We start from the raw sequence: 19,421 nt of genomic DNA on the forward strand, positions 1-19,421 counted from the left end.
ACAAGGGCGCCTCGGCGCCCTTGTTTGTTCTGCGTTCAGGCCTCAGGGCTTGGCGACGTGCCAGGTGTTGCTGGCCATGCCTTCGCCGGTCTTGTCACCGGGTTTCATGTCCTTGGCCCACAGGTAGAGCGGGCGGCCCTTGTAGGCCCACTGCTTTTTGCCGTCGTCGCGCGTGATGATGCTCCAGTCCCCGCTGGCCGTAGCGCCGTCGGCCACGAACAGGGGCGGCCAGTTGGTAGCGCAATTGCCGTTGCAGGCGCTCTTGCCGGGGGTGGTGTCGCGGTCGAAGGTGTAGAGCGTCATGCCTTTGCTGTCGACGAAAACGCCGTCGGCGACCTTGGCCGGTGCCGGCGGAGCGGGCGGGGCGCTGCTACAGGCAGCCAGGGCCGACACGATGACAACTGCGATGATGCTGCGTAAAGCGATCTGCCGGGTTTGCATGGTTTTCTCCTTGCGGCGCCTTTGCGATCCATCCCCTTGGCGGTCCGCTTTTCGCGGGATCGCGCTGGCTTCGATGAGGGCTTGTACGTCGGGATGACGCAGGGTGAACATTGGCCGGGCGCTGCTTATTCCCGGGGGCAATGGGTGTTAGCGCTGGGCAGTCGAGCTGATGGCGCTGGCAGGGCGGTTGTAGGACCACTTCTTCTCCCACGCGCCGCGCACCATGTTCGGGTACTCGGCACGGCCCAGGCTGCCGTTGTAGCGACCCAGGGCGCGGAAGAGGTCGCCCTTCTCGATGTCAAGGTAGTGACGAAGGATGGTGCAGCCATAGCGCAGGTTCGTGCGCAGGTGGAAGAGGTTCTGGTCCTCTGTGCCGATCTGGCGCACCCAGAACGGCATGACCTGCATGAAGCCGCGCGCACCGGCCGAGGACACGGCGTACTTCTTGAACCCGCTCTCTACTTCGATGAGCCCCAGCACCAGCTGCGGGTCCAGCCCGGCGCGCTGCGCTTCGTAGTACACGGTCTTCAGCAGGTCGGTGCGCTCACGTGCGTCAGGCAGGCGTCTGGCCAGCCGTGAAGACATTTCATTGAGCCACAGCGCCTTCTCTTCTGCAGAGGCGAAAATGGGCTCTGGCGACGCCTTGTCCGCGATGGATCGCTGCAGCGACGCCTGCACACTGGCCGACAACTGCTCCTCTGCCTGCTTGCCCGCCCACGTCAGCGGACTGGCTGTCAGGAGTGCAAGGCAGAGGATCAGGCGGCGCTGCATCAGGCGAACAGGCCTTTGACGAAGGCTTCAATCTCGCCAACCGCCACCTTGGTGGCTTCGGCATCGCGACGACCCTGGTATTCCATGACGCCTTCCTTGAGGCCGCGGTCGCCAATGACGACGCGATGCGGCACGCCAATCAGCTCCCAGTCGGCGAACATCGCACCCGGGCGTTCGTCGCGGTCGTCAAGAACGACGTCGATACCAGCGGCTTGCAGTGCGTTGTAGAGCTGCTCGCATTGCTTGCGAACTTCTTCCGAACGGCTCCAGCCCATGGGGCAGATCACCACTTCAAAGGGGGCGATGCTGACGGGCCAGATGATGCCCTTGTCGTCGAAGTTCTGTTCTATAGCGGCGCCCATGATGCGGGTGACGCCGACGCCGTAACAGCCCATCTCCATGATCTGCTCCTTGCCATCTTCTGCGATGAACTTGCAATTCATGGCTTCGGAGTACTTGGTGCGCAGCTGGAAGATGTGGCCGACTTCAATACCGCGGCAGATCGCCAGCGTGCCCTGGCCGTCGGGCGAAGGATCGCCGGCCACGACGTTGCGGATGTCGGCCACTTCGGGCTCCGGGAAGTCGCGGCCAATATTGGCGCCGGTGTAGTGGTAGTCGTTTTCGTTGGCGCCGATGACGGCGTCGGCGAGCACGGCGGCCGAGCGGTCGATGTAGACCTTGCCCTGGAAGTCGATCGGTCCGATCGAGCCGGGTTCGGCACCGAAGGCGTCACGGATGGTGGCCGGCGAGGCAAAGCGCAGCGGCGAGAACACGCCAGCGAGCTTGCCAGCCTTCACTTCGTTCAGCTCATGGTCGCCGCGCAGCAGCAGCAGCACGGGGACGCCGGCGTCGCCATCGACGATCACCGACTTGATGGTCTGGCTGGCGTCAATCTTGAGGAAGGCGGCGAGCTGTTCGATGGTTTTGGCGCCCGGTGTATGGACTTTGGTCAGCGCTGCCGATGCGGTGGGGCGCGTCGTCGCGGGCGCGACGGCTTCGGCGAGCTCGACATTGGCGGCGTAGGCTGAGTCGGGGTTGTAGGCGATGGCGTCTTCACCGGTCTCGGCAATTACGTGGAATTCATGCGAGCCGGTGCCGCCAATGGCGCCCGTGTCGGCGGCGACGGCACGGAATTCGAGGCCCAGGCGCGTAAAGATGCGCGAGTAGGCGTCGAACATGTTCTGGTATTCGCGCTTGAGGTCGTCAAAGTTCGTGTGGAAGGAGTAGGCGTCCTTCATCGTGAACTCGCGCCCGCGCATCACGCCGAAGCGGGGACGGCGCTCGTCGCGGAACTTGGTCTGGATCTGGTAGAGGTTCTTCGGCAGCTGGCGGTAGCTGCGGATTTCCTGACGCACGATGTCGGTGATGACTTCTTCGGACGTGGGCTGCAGCACGAAGTCGCGCTGGTGGCGGTCCTTCAGGCGCAGCAGTTCGTCACCCATCTTGTCGAAGCGACCGGTTTCCTGCCACAGCTCGGCGGGCTGCACGACGGGCATGGATAGTTCGATGGCGCCGGCACGGTTCATCTCTTCGCGGATGATGTTTTCGATCTTGCGAATCACGCGCAGGCCCATCGGCATGTAGTTGTAGATGCCGGCGGAAAGCTTCTTGATGAGGCCGGCGCGCATCATCAGTTTGTGGCTGACGATTTCTGCGTCGGAGGGGGCTTCCTTGAGGGACGAGATGAAGTACTTGCTGGCGCGCATGACAGGTCGTTGCGTGGTGGATTTGAACCCGTAATTGTAGCGCAGGCCCGCGAGCCAGCCGCGCCGCACCGATGCCGGTGACAGAGCGTCACATCGGTGCAACATCAGCGTTCTCTTGCCATGCGATCTGTGGAACAATCGTCGGCAGTCAATGTTTCAAGGTGTTCATCATGCTTGACCGGGACGGTTATCGGCCCAATGTCGGCATCGTCATTGTCAACGCACGCAACGAGGTTTTCTGGGGCAAACGCATCCGCGAACATTCCTGGCAGTTTCCGCAAGGTGGCATCAAGCACGGCGAATCGCCGGAGCAGGCCATGTTCCGTGAGCTGTATGAAGAGACCGGATTGAGCCCCGAGCACGTGCAGGTGCTGGGCAGGACGCGCGACTGGCTGCGTTACGACGTACCGAAGAACTGGATCAAACGCGAATGGCGTAGTACCTATCGCGGGCAGAAGCAGATCTGGTTCCTGCTGCGCATGCGGGGTCGCGATTGCGACGTCAGCCTGCGTGCAAGCGGTCATCCTGAATTCGATGCATGGCGCTGGGCGGAATACTGGGTGCCGCTGGAGGGTGTCATCGAGTTCAAGCGCGGGGTCTATCGCGACGCGCTCAATGAACTGGCGCGCATCCTCTTCCACGGTAATCTCGAGAGTCGTCCAGCCAGCTACGCGGAGACCAGCAGTGCTGCCTGACGACGCCATCGTTGCGTTCGACAAGATGCTGCGCACGCTGGCGGCGCCGGCCCAATCCGTGCGGCCAGTGCCTGGCGACAGCTTGCCGGACTGCGCGATGGACGATGGACAACGCCGCGAAGTCGCCGCGCTGATGCGCGTCAATCACGTCGGTGAGATCTGCGCCCAGGCGCTGTACCAGGGACAGGCGCTGACCTCACGCGATCCCTCCTTGCGGACCTCGCTGGAGCATGCGGCAGATGAAGAAACCGAACACCTGGCCTGGACCGCGCAGCGCATCAGCGAGCTGGGCGGTCGTACCAGTCTGCTCAACCCGTTGTGGTACGCCGGGGCGCTGGGCATAGGCGTGGTGGCCGGGCTGGCGGGTGACAAGTGGAATCTGGGCTTTCTGGCCGAGACAGAGCGTCAGGTGGAGGCCCACCTGGCCAGTCATCTCGAACGCGTGCCGGCCGACGACGCTCGGACGCGAGCCATCCTCGACCAGATGAAGCAGGACGAAATCAGCCACGCCGAGACGGCTGTGCGTCTCGGCGCGGCCGAGCTGCCGGCGCCGGTCAAGGGTGCAATGCGCCTCGCGTCGAAAGTCATGACGACCGTCGCCCACCGCATCTGATCGCTCCCCATGTCCGACATTGCACTCTGGCCGCAAGGCGCTCCCGGCAGTGAAGCGGTCTCGCTGGTCGAGGTCTGCGAGGAGCGCAGCCCCGATACGGCAGTCTTCCAGGATCGCGCACTGTCGAACATCGACCGTCCGCGCATCGTGCTCTTCAAGCCCGAATGTCCGGATGGCTGCAGCGTGCTGCTGGCGCCCGGGGGCGGTTACCAGCGGGTGGTGTGGGACAAGGAGGGCGTTGAAGTCGCGCGCTGGCTGAATTCGCTGGGCGTGACGGTCGGCATTCTGGTCTACCGCCTGCCCGCCGAAGGTCATGCGAAGCCCGAGCTGGTGCCGCTGCAGGACGCGCAACGTGGGCTGCGGCTCATGCGGCAATACGCTGCGGCGAACGGGCTTGATGCGGCGCGCGTGGGCGCCATGGGTTTCTCGGCTGGCGGACATGTGGCGGCGTCGCTGGCAACGCGCTTCGACGAGGCGGTCTATCTGCCACGCGATGCGGCAGATGCGCTGTCAGCGCGCCCGGATTTCCTGGCGCTGGGTTACCCGGTGATTTCCATGCAGAGCGCGATTGCCCATGCCGGTTCGCGTGAGCGCCTGCTGGGTCCCGAGCCAGGAGCCGCTGCGGTGGATTTGGCCTCGGCCGAGCTGAGAGCGCGCGCCGATGGGCCGCAGAGCTTCATATTTTTGCCCGACGACGATGCGGCCGTGCCGCCTGAGAACGGGGTCAATTTCTACCTTGCCCTGCGACGCGTCGGCGTGCCGGCTGAGCTGCATGTCTTCCGCAACGGAGGGCATGGTTTCGGTATCCGTCTCGCGGTCGGACCGGTGCGCGAATGGACCGGATTATTCGAACGCTGGCTGCGCCATGGCGGCTGGCTGAAAGCGGCGCTGACGTGAGCGCGTACTGGCAGCGGAACCGCGTCATCACGGTCCTGCTGCTGGGGCTTTGGGCCACTGCGACCCTTGTGGTCGCGATCTTTGCACCGGTCTTCAACCGGCACAGTTTCCTGGGCTTTCCGCTGGGTTTCTATTTCGCCGCACAGGGCGTGCTGGTGCTCTATCTGGTGATTGTCGGGCTCTACGCCTGGTACATGAATCGCTTTGATCGGCGACTGCGCCAGCAACAACACGGGCAGCAGCAACCCGACGAGGCGGCGAGCAAATAGATCAGTGCATGTCGAGGTGCGCCAGGGCCTGTTTGAGTGCTGCGAAGCAGCCAGGGTCGATGGCGGTGTGCAGGTGCTCTGACATGATTTCCAGCGTGCGCGGAATGGGCGTGGCGCCGCGATAGGGGCGTTCGGCCGTGATGGCGTCGAAAATGTCGGCTGTCGTGATGATGCGTGTTTCCAGACTGATCTGCTCCCCCTTGAGCCCGCGCGGATAGCCTGTGCCGTCGAGCTTTTCGTGATGGGCGCCGGCGATGCGGGCCAGTTCGGCGAAGGCTTCGATGCGCGAAAGGATGGCTTCGGTGTAGGCCGCGTGGCGCTGCACGGCAGCCCATTCCTCACTGTCGAGTTTGCCGGGCTTGTCGAGCACGGTATTGCTGACGCCGAGCTTGCCGACGTCGTGCAGCAGGGCGCCGCGTTTGAGCCAGCGGCGTCGTTCAGCGCTGAGTCCCATGCTCTCGGCGATCATGTCGGTATAGAGCGCGACGCGCGCGCTGTGGCCGCTGGTGTAGGGGCTCTTGGCATCGACGACCTGACCGAAAGCAGCCGCGATGTCATCGAGGTAGTCGTCGTCGAGTGCCAGGGTTTCGCGTGCGGGTTCCAGCGCGAAGACTGCTTGAGTGATGTGACTGGAGACCAGCAGCTGCCAGAACTCGGCACGCTGGCTGACCTGCAGGAAAGCGTCGACGAGCTTGGGATCGAACCAGGTACCCGAGCGGCGCCGCACTTCGTCAAGCACGGGTAGCGGGCCGCCGCTGGTGTGGAAGACGTCGATGATCTGGGCGAGCAGCGCGATGCGTGAATAGATGGGGATGGCGTTACCTTGCCGGCCAACAGGCTTGCCATGGCCGTTCCAGTGCTCATCGAGGTTTTGCACGCCTTGGGCAACTGCTTCGGGGAAGCGCAGCTGGCGCGCAATGTCGGCACCACGCTGGCAGCGCGTCTCGATCAGTTCGCGAGCGATCTCGCCGCCGTTCTGGAAGATGTTGAGAAGGGTTCGGAAGCGTTCGGCGAGCCCGGCCTTGAGACCCGTATGGCGCAGGACGAAGCCAAGCACGCTGGGCAGGCTGTCGCCAACGGTCTTGAAGTCGCGTTTGAAGTCCAGATCATCGGTGAGGTAGAGCTCGCAGATACGGGCGGCGTTGCTGCTGCAGCCAAGGTCTTTGAGCAGCAGCACGTAGTAGAGCTCCCACAGCTCGTCCTCGGGCAGCCCGATTTCGCGGCCAATGTGCATGCCGATCCAGCAGCAGCGCACGCAGTGCCCGGCGGGTTGCCCCTCGGTCATGTCGAGTGCGTGACTCAGCGCGGCCATCAGCTGGGACAGCTGGAGGCCCGCGGTGCCGCTGCTGACGGGAATCTGCTCGATGCGGTGCATTCAGCAATTTACGGCGGCTGACCACTGGGCCTGAAGCGGCTCGAATCGCAACGAAAAACGCCCGCAGGCTTGTGACCGGCGGGCGTTATGAGGAAGCGTCGTTGGCGATTACGGTGTGATCTTGCCAACTCCGGCACCTGCTTTGACGGCGGAGCGCACCGCGTCAGCCGAGGTCAGCGGCGTGTAGCTGTAGTTGGCCGACGGACTCCAGCTGACAGGGCCCAGGAAGGGCTTGCCGGAGTTCTTGACGGCGTTCTTGGCATTCACGACCGTCGCTGCGGCGGCGTTGAAGTCGACCGCCGTACCGTTGAGCCAGGAACTCACGTCGGTGAAGTACTGGCTCCAGGCATCGAAGTTGGCGGACAGGATGTCGGTTGCGACGGCGCCGGAGATGTCGAACGCGTTGCGTTCCGAGTAAGCCTTGCCGTTGAAGCCGAGGCCGATGGCGTAGGTCATGTGGTACGGGCGATCTTCGGTCGTGCGCTTAACGCCTTCGTACAGATTGTTGAGGATGTGGGCGTTGGCGTTGCGGACTCGCGGCGTGCGCTGACCGGTGTACTGGAACCAGTTACGGTAGAAAGTGAGGCGGTACTCACCGTCGGCCACGTCGCTGGAGCCGATCAGCATGGTCTTGTCGTGGTTGCTGAACTTGTTGTACGACACGGTGATGTAGTCCGAGCCCTTCTTGATGTCGAGCAGGCCGTCGTACATCTTGTACCAGGCCTTGTTCGGATTCACGCCGTTGAAGTTCGCGCCATCGGTGAATTCGTTGTGGTCGATCCAGGCGCGCGTCACGCCTTGCAGCGTCAGCGAATCCGGCTCGGCGTTGGAGGCGCAGTAGTCCTTGTCGACATAGGTGCAGCTGCCAAGGCTTTCATAGGCCCAGGCCGGATCGGTGCCAGCGACGAAACGCACGTTGCGCACGATGATGTTGTCCTGGCTGCTGATGTTGATCCACACGGCGTTGAGCGTCGGCACCACGCCGTTTTCGACGATGCCGATCAGCGAGGTGTTGGGGCGAGAGATGCGTTGCTGCGTGTAGCCCGTGCCGTCAGCATTGGTGGCGCCGTTGATGAAGCCCTTGACGTACACGATCCAGGGTATTGCCTTGTTGGCGCCGCTCGACGCCGTGCTGATGCACGAGGTCAGCTCGGCCATGCTGGTTGCCGTGCAGGAGTTGCCGCCGGCGCCGCCGGTGGGGAAGCCGCCGCTGGCACGTGTGGCCCAGCCCATGACGCTGTCGCCGGTCGGGGGAGAAACGGAGGATGTGGCGGAAGAGCTGCTGGAGCTCACGACGCTGCTCGATGAGGAAGAGGACGAGGACTTGCTGCTGATCGACGACGAGCTGGAGGAGCTGGAGGAGGGAGCCGAGCTCGAGGTGCTGGTGCCGCTGGGGACCGAGCACTCGTTGGTGCCGCCCGCAACCTTGGTACCGGCGCCAAAGGTGACTTCGCCACAGACGAAGCTGCCGACCAGGGTCTTGTAGGTGAATTTGTCGGCGCGGCCGTAAGCAACGCTGGTCGAGCTGCTGACCGAGCAGGTCTTGCCTTCCGTGCAGAGGGTGACGTAACCGGCGGGGCGGTTTGCCGAGTGGGCTGCCATGCTCGATGCGAGCAGGAGCGTACCCAGCGCGAAGCGGGTGATACGCATGATTGTCTCCTGGTTGCTGGTTGTGTTTTTGTTACGCCGGGTCGTCGGTGTGCAGCTGCCGGAGACGCAAGCGCAGCGCGCAGGATAGAACAAATCCGTGACAAAAGTCACACTGCGGTGCGCTGCGGTCTTGTGCTTGTGCGGCCCAAGGCCGGGCAGCAACCGGTCACCGGGCGCTGGCCCGCTGGCGGAGGTTTGCGAAGCGGGTTTGTGCGACTGAAGTCGCACCTACAGAGGCGGCGCGGGCCGGATTGGCAGGGCCGGATTTAACCGGCTACAGCGGCTGCGTGTCGGGTGTGGGTCTTTCAAGCGAGAGGGTTTTTCCCGGAAGGGCCTCAGGCTCCGCCGATTTCCTTCATCAGCCATTCCTGGGCGGAACGGCGCGCGCCGCGGGTGCTGCGTTTGAAGTAACTGCCGCTCTCGCCATCCAGCTCCCAGGCTTGTGAGTTGTCGCTGAGGTAGCACTGCAGGCCTTCGCGCATCACGCGACGCTTGATCTTCGGGTCGAGCACGGGGAAGGCGATCTCGATGCGACGGAAGAAGTTGCGGTCCATCCAGTCGGCACTGGAGAGGTAGAGCTTCTCTTCACCATCGGCGTGGAAATGAAAGATGCGGGAATGTTCGAGGAAGCGGCCAACGACGGAGCGTACCTTGATGTTCTCTGACAGGCCCTTGATGCCGGGGCGCAGGGCACAAGGGCCGCGCACGATGAGGTCGATCTCGACGCCGGCCTGTGAGGCTTCGTACAAGGCCTGGATGGTGCCGGCTTCCATGAGTGCGTTCATCTTGGCAATGATCCTGCCCTTGCGGCCGGCGCGGGCGTTGGTGGCCTCGGCGTCGATGGCGGCGACGATGCCCGGCTGCAGCAGGAATGGAGCCTGCAGCAAATGCATGTGGCTCTGGGCGTGGCCCAGACCGGTGAGCTGCTTGAAGACTTCGTGCACGTCGTCGCCGATTTCGGGATTGGTCGTCATCAGGCCGAAGTCGGTATAGAACCGGGCTGTCCGCGGGTGGTAGTTGCCGGTGCCGAGGTGCACGTAGCGGCGCAGCTGGCTGGTGCCATCTTCGTTCTCTTCGCGTCGCAGGATCAGCAGCATCTTGGCGTGCGTCTTGTAGCCGAACACACCGTACACGACGTGAGCGCCGGCATCTTCGAGCTTGGCCGCCCAGTTGATATTGGCTTCTTCGTCGAAGCGTGCCATCAGCTCGACAACGACATTCACTTCCTTGCCCTTGCGCGCGGCACGCAGCAGCTGCTCCATGAGTACGGAGTCGTTGCCGGTGCGGTACACCGTCATGCGGATGGCGAGTACCTGCGGATCATCCGCGGCCAGCTTGAGCAGGTCGATGACGGGGTTGAAGCTCTGGAACGGGTGGTGCAGCAGGATGTCCTGCTTGCGGATGGCGTCGAACAGGTTGACACGCTTTTCCAGGCCCTTGGGGAGGGATGCGGTGAAGGGCGGGTACTTGAGATCGGGGCGGTCCACCCAGTCCGGTACCTGCATCAGGCGTACCAGGTTGACGATGCCGGGCACGCGGTAGAGCTCTTCGCGCTCCAGCCCGAACTGCTGCAGCAGGAAGTCGGTGATCTGCGGGGAGGTGTTGTCGGCGACCTCCAGGCGAACGGCGTCACCGTAATTGCGCTGCTGCAATTCGCCTTGCAGGGTCTTGCGCAAGTCTTTCACTTCTTCTTCATCGACGAACAGGTCGCTGTTGCGCGTGACGCGGAACTGGTAGCAGCCCAGCACGCTCATGCCGGTGAACAACTCGCTGACGTGGGCGTGCAGCACCGATGAGAGGAACACGAAGCCGTAGTCGACGCCGGTCAGCTCCTTGGGCAGGCGGATGACGCGCGGCAGGGAGCGAGGCGCCTGCACGATGGCGGCGGTGCAGTTTCGGCCGAAGGCGTCGCGCCCCTCAAGCTCGATGGCGAAGTTGAGGCTCTTGTTGAGCACGCGCGGGAAGGGGTGCGCCGGGTCCAGCCCCACCGGGGTCAGTACGGGCATCACTTCGTCTTCAAAGTACTGGCGGATCCAGGCGCGTTGGGCCTCGTTCCACAGCGGGCGGCGCAGGAAGACGATGCCTTCGCTGGCCAGGGTTGGCAGGATGATGTCGTTGAGCAGGGCGTATTGCTCGGCGACGATGCCGTGCACCTCCTGGCAGACCTCGTCGTAAAGCGCCTGCGGGCGGATGCCGCCGGGTAGCAAGGTGTTGCTGCGCATCTGCTCCTTGAGGCCAGCCACGCGGATCTCGAAGAACTCATCGAGATTGCTCGATACGATGCAGAGGAATTTCAGACGCTCCAGCAGCGGCACGCTGTCGTCATCGGCCTGCGCCAGCACGCGGCGCTGGAAGGCCAGCAGGGCCAACTCGCGGTTGATCAGGCTCTCTGCAGGGGCTAGGCGGTGCGGCGTGGGGTGATTCATGTCAGGTGTCTGGCCGCTTGGGCGGAATGGAAGGAGTAATGCGTCTGGCGCAATGCGTCAGTATGTGACAGAAAAATGTCAGGATTGTTACGGAGCCGTGAGGGCGTCCGGCAGTCGGGCGATCCGGCATGCCAATCGGCCTGTCGTTCCCCGCGCCTGCAGCAATCGCGCACAAGCCTTGAGGCTACGTTAGGCCGCCTGCCACGGGCAAGTTACAATCGGGGCCGATTTGTTGCCTGTCTCTGACGATTGAATTCCGCCGTTCCCCCTGAAGCCGAGCCCTGTCCATGCCTTACGAACTAGTCTGCGCCGTCGATCTGGGTTCCAACAGTTTCCGCCTCATCGTCGGGCGGGTTGTCAACGACCAGATCTATCCGCTGGATAACCTCAAGGCTTCGGTTCGACTGGCCGCCGGCCTGAGCAGCGACAAGATCCTCGACGAGGCTGCCCAGCAGCGCGGTCTGGAGGCCTTGCGGCGCTTCAGTCAGCGCCTGCGAGGCGTCTCGCCCGACGCCGTGCGCGCGGTAGCCACCAATACCCTGCGTGTGGCCAAGAACGCGCCCGAATTCCTCGTCCGGGCCGAGGAGGCGCTGGGCTTCCCCATCGAAGTGATCGCTGGACGTGAAGAGGCTCGGCTGATCTACGTGGGGGTAGCGCATACATTGCCTGACCCGGGCCTGCAGCAGCTGGTCGTCGATATCGGTGGCGGGTCGACAGAGTTCATCATTGGTCGCAACTTCGAGCCGTTGCAGCTCGAATCGCTCTACATGGGTTGCGTGAGCTACAGCCTGCGCTACTTCCCCGATGGCCTGATCGAGCGCAGCGCCTTGCGCGAAGCCGAGTTGGCAGCGCGGCAGGAGTTGCAGGCGATTACTGGCGCTTACAACCGCACGGGTTGGGATCAGGCGGTGGGGTCCAGCGGCTCGGCCAAGGCCGTGTGCGATGTGCTGGAACTCAACGGATTTTCGAGTTCGGGCATCACGCGTGAGGGCTTGGACCGTTTGCGCACCCACATGCTCAAGGCCGGGCACATTGAACGTATGGGGCTGGAAGGCCTGAAGTCGGATCGCTTGCCGGTCTTCCTCGGCGGCTTCGCCATCCTGTCAGCCGTGTTCAAGGAGTTCGAGCTTGAGCACATGGTGTTCTCGGACGGTGCCTTGCGGCTGGGCGTGCTTTACGATCTGCTCGGTCGCTATCACCGCCACGACTTGCGTGATGCAACGGTCGAAGCTTTCATGACGCGCTACCAGGTCGACCCGCGGCAGGCGCGTCGGGTGGCCGAGACAGCGCTGCAGCTGCTGGCCGATCTGCACCCCGCGTGTGCCGAGGCGGATGATCACGATCGCCGCTTCCTGGATTGGGCCGCCAAGCTGCATGAGCTGGGCTTGTCGATTGCCCACGCGAGTTATCACAAACACACCGCCTACATCCTCGCCAATGCCGACATGCCTGGCTTTTCGCGCATGGATCAGGGGCGTCTGGCGCGAATCGCCCTGGCGCACCGTGGCAAGCTGGAACGCGTGCAGGCTATCGACCCGGAGAGCATCGACTGGGATTTGATCCTGTGTCTGCGTCTGGCGGTTGTCGTACATCGGGCGCGCGACGAACAGGTGCAGGGACGCATCCGCATCGACCGTGACAAGCGCGGAGGCCATGTTGTTTATGCACCGGCCGACTGGCAGCGCACCATGCCGCTGACAGCCGCTGCCCTGCACGAAGAAGAGCAGCAATGGGCGCGACTGGGGCGTAGCCTGCGCGTGAAGATGCAGCGGCAACCCGCTGAGAGCGGAGTCTGAGGGCGGCATGCGGCGCGGTTCCAGGTCCGCCGGCCCACGATTGCAACGTGTCGATGGCGGCATACACCTGCACGGTGACTGGACGCTTGCGGCATTACGTCCCCGTCTGATGGTCCTGCGTCACCAGCTCGGTACGCATCGACAGAATGCGGTCTGGGACTTGTCGCAGGTCTCACGCCTCGATGCCTTCGGCGCTTTGCTGCTTTGGCGCACCTGGGGCGGCAGCTATCCCGAGACCCTGATCATGCCGCCGGCGCTGGCCAATTCGTTCGAGCGCATCAGCCATGCCCCCATCGTTGAAGAGCCAAGGCCTGCGCGTTTGGAGCGTTTGCTCACACGTATCGGCAAGGGGGCGCTCAACATCGTCGACAACTTGCGCGGCATGGTTGAGCTCATCGGCCACATCGTCGACGAGGTATGCCGCTTGCCCTGGCATCCGCGTGAAATCCCGTTGCGGGAAACCAGTGCGGCGTTCTACAAGGACGTCGTCTGCGCCTTGCCCATTGCGGCCCTGCTGGGCTTTCTGATCGGCATCGTGTTGTCCTACCTTTCTGCGCTGCAGCTGCAGAACTTCGGTGCCGAAACCTTCCTCATCAACATCCTTGGCCTCGGCGTCATCCGCGAGCTGGGCCCGGTGCTGGTGTCCATCCTTGTCGCGGGTCGATCCGGTTCTGCCATCACGGCGCAGATCGGCGTGATGCGCGTGACCGAAGAGATCGACGCGCTCGCGGCGATGGGCGTGTCGCGTTACCAGCGGTTGATCTTGCCCAAGGTCCTGGGGCTGACGCTGGGGATGCCGTTGCTGGTGGCATGGACTTCAGCGGCGGCGATGATCGGCGGATCCTTCAGCGCCTGGATGCAGCTCAACATCGACCTGGTGAGTTTCTTTGAACGTTTGCCCGCTGTCGTGCCGATCGCCAACATCGGTATCGGCCTTGTCAAGGGAGCAGTCTTCGGGTTGGCCATTGCGTTGCTGGCCTGCCACTTCGGCATGCGTATCAAACCGAACACCGAGAGTCTGTCGTCTCACACGACCACGTCGGTGGTCGCCAGCATCACGGTCGTGATCCTGCTCGACGCGATATTCGCGGTGCTCACCCGCACCATCGGGGTGGCGCGATGAAGGCGGCTACCTTGCCTGTCGAGCTGGTGGATGTGCACACCCGCTTCGGCAAACAGGTGGTGCATGACGGCATCAGTCTGGGCATCCATGCCGGTGAACTGCTGGCGCTCATCGGGGGGTCGGGTGAGGGGAAGACAACCCTGATCCGCCACATCGCCGGTCTGTCGAAGCCGGATCGCGGCGAGGTTCGCCTGTTTGGCCAGCCTTTTGCTGCGGGCACTTACAACGAGCGGCGTTTGCGCCGCCAGCGCTTCGGCATGCTCTTCCAGCACGGTGCGCTGTTTTCTGCCCTCAACGTGTTCGACAACGTGGCCTTCCCGTTGCGGGAGGTCGGTGGTCTGCATGCCGACGAGATTCACACCCTGGTGATGAGTCGTCTGGCGCTGGTCGAGCTGGACCCCCAGCAAGCCTGGCTGATGCCCTCGCAGCTGTCGGGCGGCATGGTCAAGCGCGTGGCGCTGGCCCGTGCGCTGGCGCTGGAGCCGGAATTGCTGCTGCTCGACGAGCCCACGGCGGGGCTGGATCCTGAGCGCGCCGCCGGCTTCGTCAAACTTGTCCGCAACCTCCATGATTCGCTGGGCCTGACCGTAGTATTCGTCACGCATGACGTGGATACCTTGCTGGCGCTGTCCAGCCGGGTTGCGGTGCTGGCCGATCACCGTATACTGGCTTGCGAAACTGTTGAAGAAATCATGTGTCTGACACACCCCTTCATCGACAATTTCTTCCATGCCTACCATCGGCGCGACGAGCCGATGACACCGTGGGCTCGTTGATCAAGACGCCATGGAAAATCGCGCTCACGCCCTGATAGTTGGTTTCGTTGCCCTGCTGCTTACCGGAGCCATCATCGCTGTCGTGTGGTGGTTTGGCGGTGGCGGTGAGGAATACCGCATTTACGAGCTGGAGACCCACAAAGGCGTGACGGGCCTGACCAGTCAGGCCGCAGTGCGCTTTCGCGGGGTGCGCGTGGGCCGCGTGATGGCCATTGACCTTGATGATTCAGACCCTCACAAAGTCGTGGTGCGTATCCGCGTTCGTCAGGATGTGCCGATCACCTACGGCACTGTAGCCACCCTTGGCTTCCAGGGGCTGACCGGCAATGCCTTCATTCAGCTCGATGATTCGGGCAAGGATCCGCGCCCCTTGCTCCCGGTGGGCGAAGACGTAGCACGCATCGCGCTGCAGCCGGGGCTTGTCGATCAGGCCAGCGAGACAGGTCGCCGCGTCGTCGGCCGCCTCGATGAAGCCTCGCAAGGTGTCGCCCATGTGCTGCGCGCCGAGAACCTCGAACGCATCGACAAAGCACTGCAGAACATTGCCGCCAGTACAACCCACCTCGAAAAGACCTTGGCCCAGATGCCCGCGCTGGTGAAGGACGTGCGCGCCTATGCCTCACCCGAAGCCGCCGCAGAGCTGCAGAGTGCCGTGCGTGAAGTCAGCAAGGCTACAAAGCAGTTGCCGGGCATCATCGATAACTGGAATCGGGCCATCGGCAAGATTGACGCTGCGGGAGCACGCATTGATCGCCTGGGCTCCGATCTGCAAGGTGGTCTCGTCGCCGACACGCTGCCGCGCATCAATGCCCTGAGTACTGAACTGCAAGGTACCTCGGCACAGATCAATGGCTTGCTCGGCGACTTGCAGCGTTCACCGCAGATGCTGCTGATGGGGCGCGAAGCGCCACCACCGGGCCCCGGCGAGGCGGCCACCAAATGACGCGTCGAATCTCCATGCGCCCTCTCATCCTGTCTTCCGCACTACTGATGCTGGCGGCCTGCAGTACGCCTTCGCCGGCGCCCCAGCTTACCCAACACGATCTGGGCGGCAGCTTCCCGGCAGGTGCTACGCGCAGCCCGGTGCCGTTGCGCAGCCTCCAGGTCATCGCCCAGCCTGTTGTGGCGAGTACCGCAATGCTGTATCGCGAAAGAGCCCAGCCCACCCGTCGCGGCGTCTACGCAAGCAACCGCTGGGCAGCACCGCCATCAAGCATGGTGGAAGCCGCACTCACGCGAAGTCTGGGCCTGGAGGGTGGTGCACGCTGTCGCCTGCAGATCTCGCTGGGCGAATTCATCGTCGAAGTAGAGCAGGGCGGCGCGGCGCAAGCTGTCGTGTCGGCAGACGCGCAGCTGCTGCGTGACGCCCAGCAGCTTGTGACGCAGCGCAGCTTTGATTTGCGCGTACCTCTGCAGGGCAGCGGCCCCGCTACCGGGGCTCTGGCGTTGCGTACGGCTGTTGAACAGCTGGCAGCGCAGAGTGCGGCCTGGCTGGACGGGGATGCGGCGCGTGTCTGCCGCAGCTGAAACGTCCGAAGCTAAGCCCGGTCAGCTCGCGCTGATCGATACCCACCTGCACCTGGACGCAGCCGAGTTCGACGCCGACCGCGAACATGTGATTGCACGGGCGCGAGCCGCCGGCGTCACGCGCTTTGTGCTGCCCGCGGTTGAAGTCAGCAACTTCGAGACTGTCCGCAGCTTGGCACGCTCACTGCCCGGCAGTGTCTTTGCACTGGGCATTCACCCGTTGTACGTCAATCGCGCACAGGAGTCCGACATCGAAGTGCTGCGCGCGCAGCTCTCACAAGGCGACGCCTGCGCCGTCGGCGAAATCGGCCTCGACGGTTTCGAACCCGATGGCGACCCGGAGCGGCAGGAGTGGTTCTTCAACGCCCAGCTCAAACTCGCTCGCGAATTCGACCTGCCCGTCATCCTGCATGTGCGCCGTGCGCAAGACCGAGTTCTCAAGTACCTGCGGCGCCATAAGCTCAGAGGCGGCATCGCCCACGCCTTCAACGGCAGCCGCCAGCAGGCGCAGGCCTTTATCGATCTGGGTTTCAAACTGGGTTTCGGTGGCGCAATGACCTATAGCGGCTCGACGCGCATCCGCGAACTCGCAGCGACCCTGCCTTTGGAGAGCATCGTGCTGGAGTCCGATGCGCCGGACATTCCTCCGGCATGGCTGCCGCAGGGGCGCAATGAGCCGGCAGAGGTTAGGCGCTTTGCTGAGGTGCTGGCCGAATTACGTGGGCTCGAAACGACTGTGCTTGTGGCCCGCACCAGCGCCAATGCTTGCGAAGTGTTAAACCCTTAGCCGTTCGAGCAAAGCTGCTTCCAGCTGCACGGTCTTGCCGCTATTGTCCAGGTTGCGGCTGCTGACGAGGAACGTGTCTTCCGCGCGTTCGCCCAGCGTGATGATTTTTGCCGTGTGCACTTCCACGCCGTGTTCGGCCAGTGTGCGCGCCACGGAGTAAAGCAGGCCGGGGCGGTCGGCGGCAACGATGGAGAGGATGAAGTGCTGGCCGCGTTCGTCGGGCTGCAGCGTGACGGCGGGGGTGATCGGGAAGTGCTTGATCTGGCGTGAGACGCGACCTGACGTCGGCGCGTCGATTCGCGCTTCGCTGCGCAAGCGCTCGGTGAGGTCGTGCTCGATGAGGCCGATGACGTCGCGGTAGTCGGTTTCCTGGCCGGGGTCCATGACCACGAAGCTGTCCAGCGCGTAGCCCTTGGTGGTGGTGTGGATCTTGGCGTCGAGAATGGTGTAGCCGAGCCGCGCGAAGTAGGCGCACAGGCGCATGAACAGATCTTTCTGGTCACGCGTGTAGACCATGATCTGCAGCCCCTTTTCGACCGGGCTGGGGCGCGCCTTGACGATGGGCTCATCGCCGTGTGGCCGGTGGTAGAGCATGCGCGTGTGCCAGGCGACTTCTTCGATGTCGTGGCGCAGGAAGTACACGGTGTCGAGGTCGGACCAGAGGTCGTTTTCGACATCGGGCATGAGGCCGTAGAAGCGCAGACGTTCGCGGATTTGCTCGCGGCGTTCGTCGAGGCCCAGCGCGAGTTGCGGGGTGTCGCCGCGCAATAACTGGCGCGAGGCCATGAAGAGGTCTTCGAGTAGCTTGCCCTTCCAGCCGTTCCATACCTTGGGGCTGGTGCCGCGGATGTCTGCATGGGTAAGCAGGTAGAGCGCGGTCAGGCGTCGTTCGGTGCCGGCGCGGGCGGCGAACTGGCGAATCACGTCGGGGTCGGTGAGGTCCTGCTTCTGCGCGACCTGCGACATGGCGAGGTGTTGTTCGACCAGCCAGACGATGAGGTCGACGTCCTCCTTGAGCATGCCGTGGTCGCGACCGAAACGGCGCGCATCGCTCATGCCCAGCGTGGAATGGTCGCCGCCGCGGCCCTTGGCGATGTCGTGAAAGAGGGCAGCGATGTAGAGCACCCAGGGGCGCTCGAATTCGGCCATCAGGCGGGTCATCAACGGGTATTCGTGGCCGTGCTCTTCGAGTGCGAAGCGGCGTACGTTACGCAGGACCTGCAGGATGTGCTGGTCGACGGTGTAGACGTGGAAGAGGTCGTGCTGCATCTGGCCAACGATGCGGCCAAAGGCGGGCAGGTAGCTGCCCAGCGTTTCGTACTGGTTCATGCGCCGCAGTTCGTGCGTCTGGCCACGTGTCTGCTGGAAGATGGCGAGGAAGGTGCTGCGGTTCTCGGGATCGCGGCGGAAGGCGGCATTGATGAGTTTGCGGCCACGCCACAAGCCGCGCAGGGTGCGCGCGCTCATGCCCTTGACACCGCTTTGCTGCTGCATGTGAAGGTAGGCTTTGAGCATGGCGCCGGGGTGGCGTTCGAAGACGTCGTCGTCGACGATGTCGAGCAGTTCGCCGCAGATCTGGAAGTCTTCGTCGACGGCACGCACGTTGCTGAGCGCGGGTGGTGCATAGCGCTGGGCAATGTTCTGCAGCAGCAGGCCGTTGAGCTGGGTGATCTTCTTTGCGACACGGTAGTAGCGCTGCATCATCACTTCGGATGCGCGCTTGGCTTTTGTGGCTTCGAGGCTGAAGGCTTTGGCGAGCGTTTCCTGCACGTCGAAGATCAGGCGATCTTCACGGCGTCGCGCGATGTAGTGCAAGCGGATGCGCACGTGCTGCATGAAGCGTTCGCAGGTGCGGAGTTCGCGTGCTTCGTCGCGGGTGATGAGGCCGTGGCGGGCGAGGTCAGACCAGCGCGTGCCGAGACCAGCTGACAGGGTTAGCCAGATGATGACCTGCAGGTCACGCAGGCCGCCCGGGCTTTCCTTGCAGTTCGGTTCCAACGCATAGGGCGTCTGGTTGAAGCGGTTGTAGCGCTGCTCCTGCTCGGCTGACTTGGCGTGGAAAAAGGATTCCGGGTTGAACTCGACGAACAGGCGACGCAGGAATTCGCGGTACAGCGGCAGGCTGCCGGTGAGCCGTCGCGATTCGATGAGGTTGGTCTGGACGGTGACGTCGAGTGCGGATTCGCGCATGCACTCGTCTACCGAGCGCACGCTGTGGCCTATGTCGAGGCCCAGATCCCACAGGCAGCCGATATACCCTTCGATGCGTTGGCGTACATCGTCCTCTACTTCGTCGGTGGGCAGTAGTACGAGGATGTCGACGTCGGAGTAAGGGTAGAGCTCGCGGCGACCGTAGCCGCCGACGGCAACCAGGGTCAGCTCGGCCGGTAGCCCGCACATCTGCCAGAGGTCTGACAGGACGAAGTCGACGATGCGGGCGCGACTTTGCAGCAGACGTGTCGGGTTGGGATCCTGTTCGTAGTCTTCCTGCAGACATGTGGCAGCGGTCTGCAGCACGACGCGCAGGGTTTCAAGCAGGGCCCGGTCAGGCAGCAGGGGAGTCCCCATT

Annotated in this window: 17 protein-coding genes; 10 read left to right on the forward strand and 7 right to left on the reverse strand. The window is 63.5% G+C overall.

The window, feature by feature from the left end:
- Positions 1–42: 42 nt before the first annotated feature.
- From ABEA02_RS02115 to ABEA02_RS02125, 3 genes are all read right to left on the reverse strand, one after another.
- Entirely contained in the window at positions 43–441 is a 399-nt protein-coding gene (locus ABEA02_RS02115) for a COG4315 family predicted lipoprotein (protein WP_345531172.1), read from the reverse strand.
- 147 nt (positions 442–588) lie between these two features.
- Positions 589–1,212, reverse strand: a complete 624-nt coding sequence (locus ABEA02_RS02120) for a lytic transglycosylase domain-containing protein (protein WP_345531173.1) — start codon at positions 1,210–1,212, stop codon at positions 589–591.
- Positions 1,212–2,918, reverse strand: coding sequence for a proline--tRNA ligase (locus tag ABEA02_RS02125; RefSeq protein WP_345531581.1), 1,707 nt, complete (start codon positions 2,916–2,918; stop codon positions 1,212–1,214). The genes ABEA02_RS02120 and ABEA02_RS02125 overlap by 1 nt, the downstream gene beginning before the upstream one ends.
- Positions 2,919–3,088: 170 nt before the next feature.
- On the opposite strand from ABEA02_RS02125, the gene ABEA02_RS02130 reads away from it, so the two are divergent.
- Genes ABEA02_RS02130 through ABEA02_RS02145 form a run of 4 tightly spaced genes read left to right on the forward strand, consistent with a single transcriptional unit; the run spans position 3,089 to position 5,392 of the window.
- Positions 3,089–3,613 (forward strand): RNA pyrophosphohydrolase, encoded by a 525-nt coding sequence (locus ABEA02_RS02130; RefSeq protein ID WP_345531174.1) that lies wholly within the window; start codon positions 3,089–3,091, stop codon positions 3,611–3,613.
- Positions 3,606–4,226: a 2-polyprenyl-3-methyl-6-methoxy-1,4-benzoquinone monooxygenase gene (gene coq7, locus ABEA02_RS02135; protein ID WP_345531582.1), complete on the forward strand. Its 621-nt coding sequence runs from the start codon at positions 3,606–3,608 to the stop codon at positions 4,224–4,226. The genes ABEA02_RS02130 and coq7 overlap by 8 nt, the downstream gene beginning before the upstream one ends.
- A 9-nt stretch (positions 4,227–4,235) precedes the next feature.
- Positions 4,236–5,123, forward strand: a complete 888-nt coding sequence (locus tag ABEA02_RS02140) for an alpha/beta hydrolase (RefSeq protein ID WP_345531175.1) — start codon at positions 4,236–4,238, stop codon at positions 5,121–5,123.
- Positions 5,120–5,392: a DUF4212 domain-containing protein gene (locus ABEA02_RS02145; RefSeq protein WP_345531176.1), complete on the forward strand. Its 273-nt coding sequence runs from the start codon at positions 5,120–5,122 to the stop codon at positions 5,390–5,392. Before ABEA02_RS02140 ends, ABEA02_RS02145 begins: the two co-directional genes overlap by 4 nt.
- 1 nt (position 5,393) lies before the next feature.
- Here ABEA02_RS02145 and ABEA02_RS02150 read toward each other — a convergent pair whose 3' ends face one another.
- The 3 genes from ABEA02_RS02150 to ppk1 all read right to left on the reverse strand — a co-directional run bounded on the left by ABEA02_RS02150 (position 5,394) and on the right by ppk1 (position 10,843).
- Entirely contained in the window at positions 5,394–6,767 is a 1,374-nt protein-coding gene (locus ABEA02_RS02150) for an HD-GYP domain-containing protein (protein ID WP_345531177.1), read from the reverse strand.
- 108 nt (positions 6,768–6,875) lie between these two features.
- Positions 6,876–8,417 carry a pectate lyase family protein gene (locus ABEA02_RS02155; RefSeq protein ID WP_345531178.1) on the reverse strand — a complete coding sequence of 514 codons (1,542 nt, stop codon included), beginning with the start codon at positions 8,415–8,417 and terminating at the stop codon, positions 6,876–6,878.
- 335 nt (positions 8,418–8,752) lie between these two features.
- Complete coding sequence (gene ppk1 / locus ABEA02_RS02160) at positions 8,753–10,843, reverse strand: polyphosphate kinase 1 (RefSeq protein ID WP_345531179.1); 2,091 nt, start codon at positions 10,841–10,843, stop codon at positions 8,753–8,755.
- Positions 10,844–11,130: 287 nt separating this feature from the next.
- On the opposite strand from ppk1, the gene ppx reads away from it, so the two are divergent.
- Genes ppx through ABEA02_RS02190 form a run of 6 tightly spaced genes read left to right on the forward strand, consistent with a single transcriptional unit; the run spans position 11,131 to position 16,852 of the window.
- Positions 11,131–12,639 carry an exopolyphosphatase gene (gene ppx / locus ABEA02_RS02165; RefSeq protein WP_345531180.1) on the forward strand — a complete coding sequence of 503 codons (1,509 nt, stop codon included), beginning with the start codon at positions 11,131–11,133 and terminating at the stop codon, positions 12,637–12,639.
- Positions 12,640–12,646: 7 nt separating this feature from the next.
- Positions 12,647–13,762 (forward strand): MlaE family ABC transporter permease, encoded by a 1,116-nt coding sequence (locus tag ABEA02_RS02170; RefSeq protein WP_425584649.1) that lies wholly within the window; start codon positions 12,647–12,649, stop codon positions 13,760–13,762.
- On the forward strand, positions 13,759–14,538 hold the full coding sequence (locus tag ABEA02_RS02175) for an ABC transporter ATP-binding protein (protein WP_345531182.1): 780 nt from the start codon (positions 13,759–13,761) through the stop codon (positions 14,536–14,538). Before ABEA02_RS02170 ends, ABEA02_RS02175 begins: the two co-directional genes overlap by 4 nt.
- Before the next feature lie 10 nt (positions 14,539–14,548).
- Entirely contained in the window at positions 14,549–15,481 is a 933-nt protein-coding gene (locus ABEA02_RS02180; RefSeq protein WP_345531183.1) for an MlaD family protein, read from the forward strand.
- Positions 15,478–16,065 (forward strand): ABC-type transport auxiliary lipoprotein family protein, encoded by a 588-nt coding sequence (locus tag ABEA02_RS02185; protein ID WP_345531184.1) that lies wholly within the window; start codon positions 15,478–15,480, stop codon positions 16,063–16,065. Before ABEA02_RS02180 ends, ABEA02_RS02185 begins: the two co-directional genes overlap by 4 nt.
- Entirely contained in the window at positions 16,049–16,852 is an 804-nt protein-coding gene (locus ABEA02_RS02190) for a TatD family hydrolase (RefSeq protein ID WP_345531185.1), read from the forward strand. The genes ABEA02_RS02185 and ABEA02_RS02190 overlap by 17 nt, the downstream gene beginning before the upstream one ends.
- On the opposite strand, the gene ABEA02_RS02195 is transcribed toward ABEA02_RS02190, so the two are convergent.
- A complete protein-coding gene (locus tag ABEA02_RS02195; RefSeq protein ID WP_345531186.1) occupies positions 16,841–19,420 on the reverse strand; it encodes a [protein-PII] uridylyltransferase in 2,580 nt (859 codons plus the stop codon). The genes ABEA02_RS02190 and ABEA02_RS02195 overlap by 12 nt on opposite strands.
- Position 19,421: the final 1 nt, after the last annotated feature.

The sequence above is a fragment of the Viridibacterium curvum genome, from assembly GCF_039544165.1.
Taxonomy (GTDB): Bacteria; Pseudomonadota; Gammaproteobacteria; order Burkholderiales; family Rhodocyclaceae; genus Viridibacterium; species Viridibacterium curvum.

Coding starts and splice junctions, on each gene's coding strand:
- ABEA02_RS02115 (WP_345531172.1), bottom strand. CDS start 441: ATGCAAACCCGGCAGATCGCTTTACGCAGCATCATCGCAGTTGTCATC.
- ABEA02_RS02120 (WP_345531173.1), bottom strand. CDS start 1,212: ATGCAGCGCCGCCTGATCCTCTGCCTTGCACTCCTGACAGCCAGTCCG.
- ABEA02_RS02125 (WP_345531581.1), bottom strand. CDS start 2,918: ATGCGCGCCAGCAAGTACTTCATCTCGTCCCTCAAGGAAGCCCCCTCC.
- ABEA02_RS02130 (WP_345531174.1), top strand. CDS start 3,089: ATGCTTGACCGGGACGGTTATCGGCCCAATGTCGGCATCGTCATTGTC.
- ABEA02_RS02140 (WP_345531175.1), top strand. CDS start 4,236: ATGTCCGACATTGCACTCTGGCCGCAAGGCGCTCCCGGCAGTGAAGCG.
- ABEA02_RS02150 (WP_345531177.1), bottom strand. CDS start 6,767: ATGCACCGCATCGAGCAGATTCCCGTCAGCAGCGGCACCGCGGGCCTC.
- ABEA02_RS02155 (WP_345531178.1), bottom strand. CDS start 8,417: ATGCGTATCACCCGCTTCGCGCTGGGTACGCTCCTGCTCGCATCGAGC.
- ppk1 (WP_345531179.1), bottom strand. CDS start 10,843: ATGAATCACCCCACGCCGCACCGCCTAGCCCCTGCAGAGAGCCTGATC.
- ppx (WP_345531180.1), top strand. CDS start 11,131: ATGCCTTACGAACTAGTCTGCGCCGTCGATCTGGGTTCCAACAGTTTC.
- ABEA02_RS02170 (WP_425584649.1), top strand. CDS start 12,647: ATGCGGCGCGGTTCCAGGTCCGCCGGCCCACGATTGCAACGTGTCGAT.
- ABEA02_RS02175 (WP_345531182.1), top strand. CDS start 13,759: ATGAAGGCGGCTACCTTGCCTGTCGAGCTGGTGGATGTGCACACCCGC.
- ABEA02_RS02180 (WP_345531183.1), top strand. CDS start 14,549: ATGGAAAATCGCGCTCACGCCCTGATAGTTGGTTTCGTTGCCCTGCTG.
- ABEA02_RS02185 (WP_345531184.1), top strand. CDS start 15,478: ATGACGCGTCGAATCTCCATGCGCCCTCTCATCCTGTCTTCCGCACTA.
- ABEA02_RS02195 (WP_345531186.1), bottom strand. CDS start 19,420: ATGGGGACTCCCCTGCTGCCTGACCGGGCCCTGCTTGAAACCCTGCGC.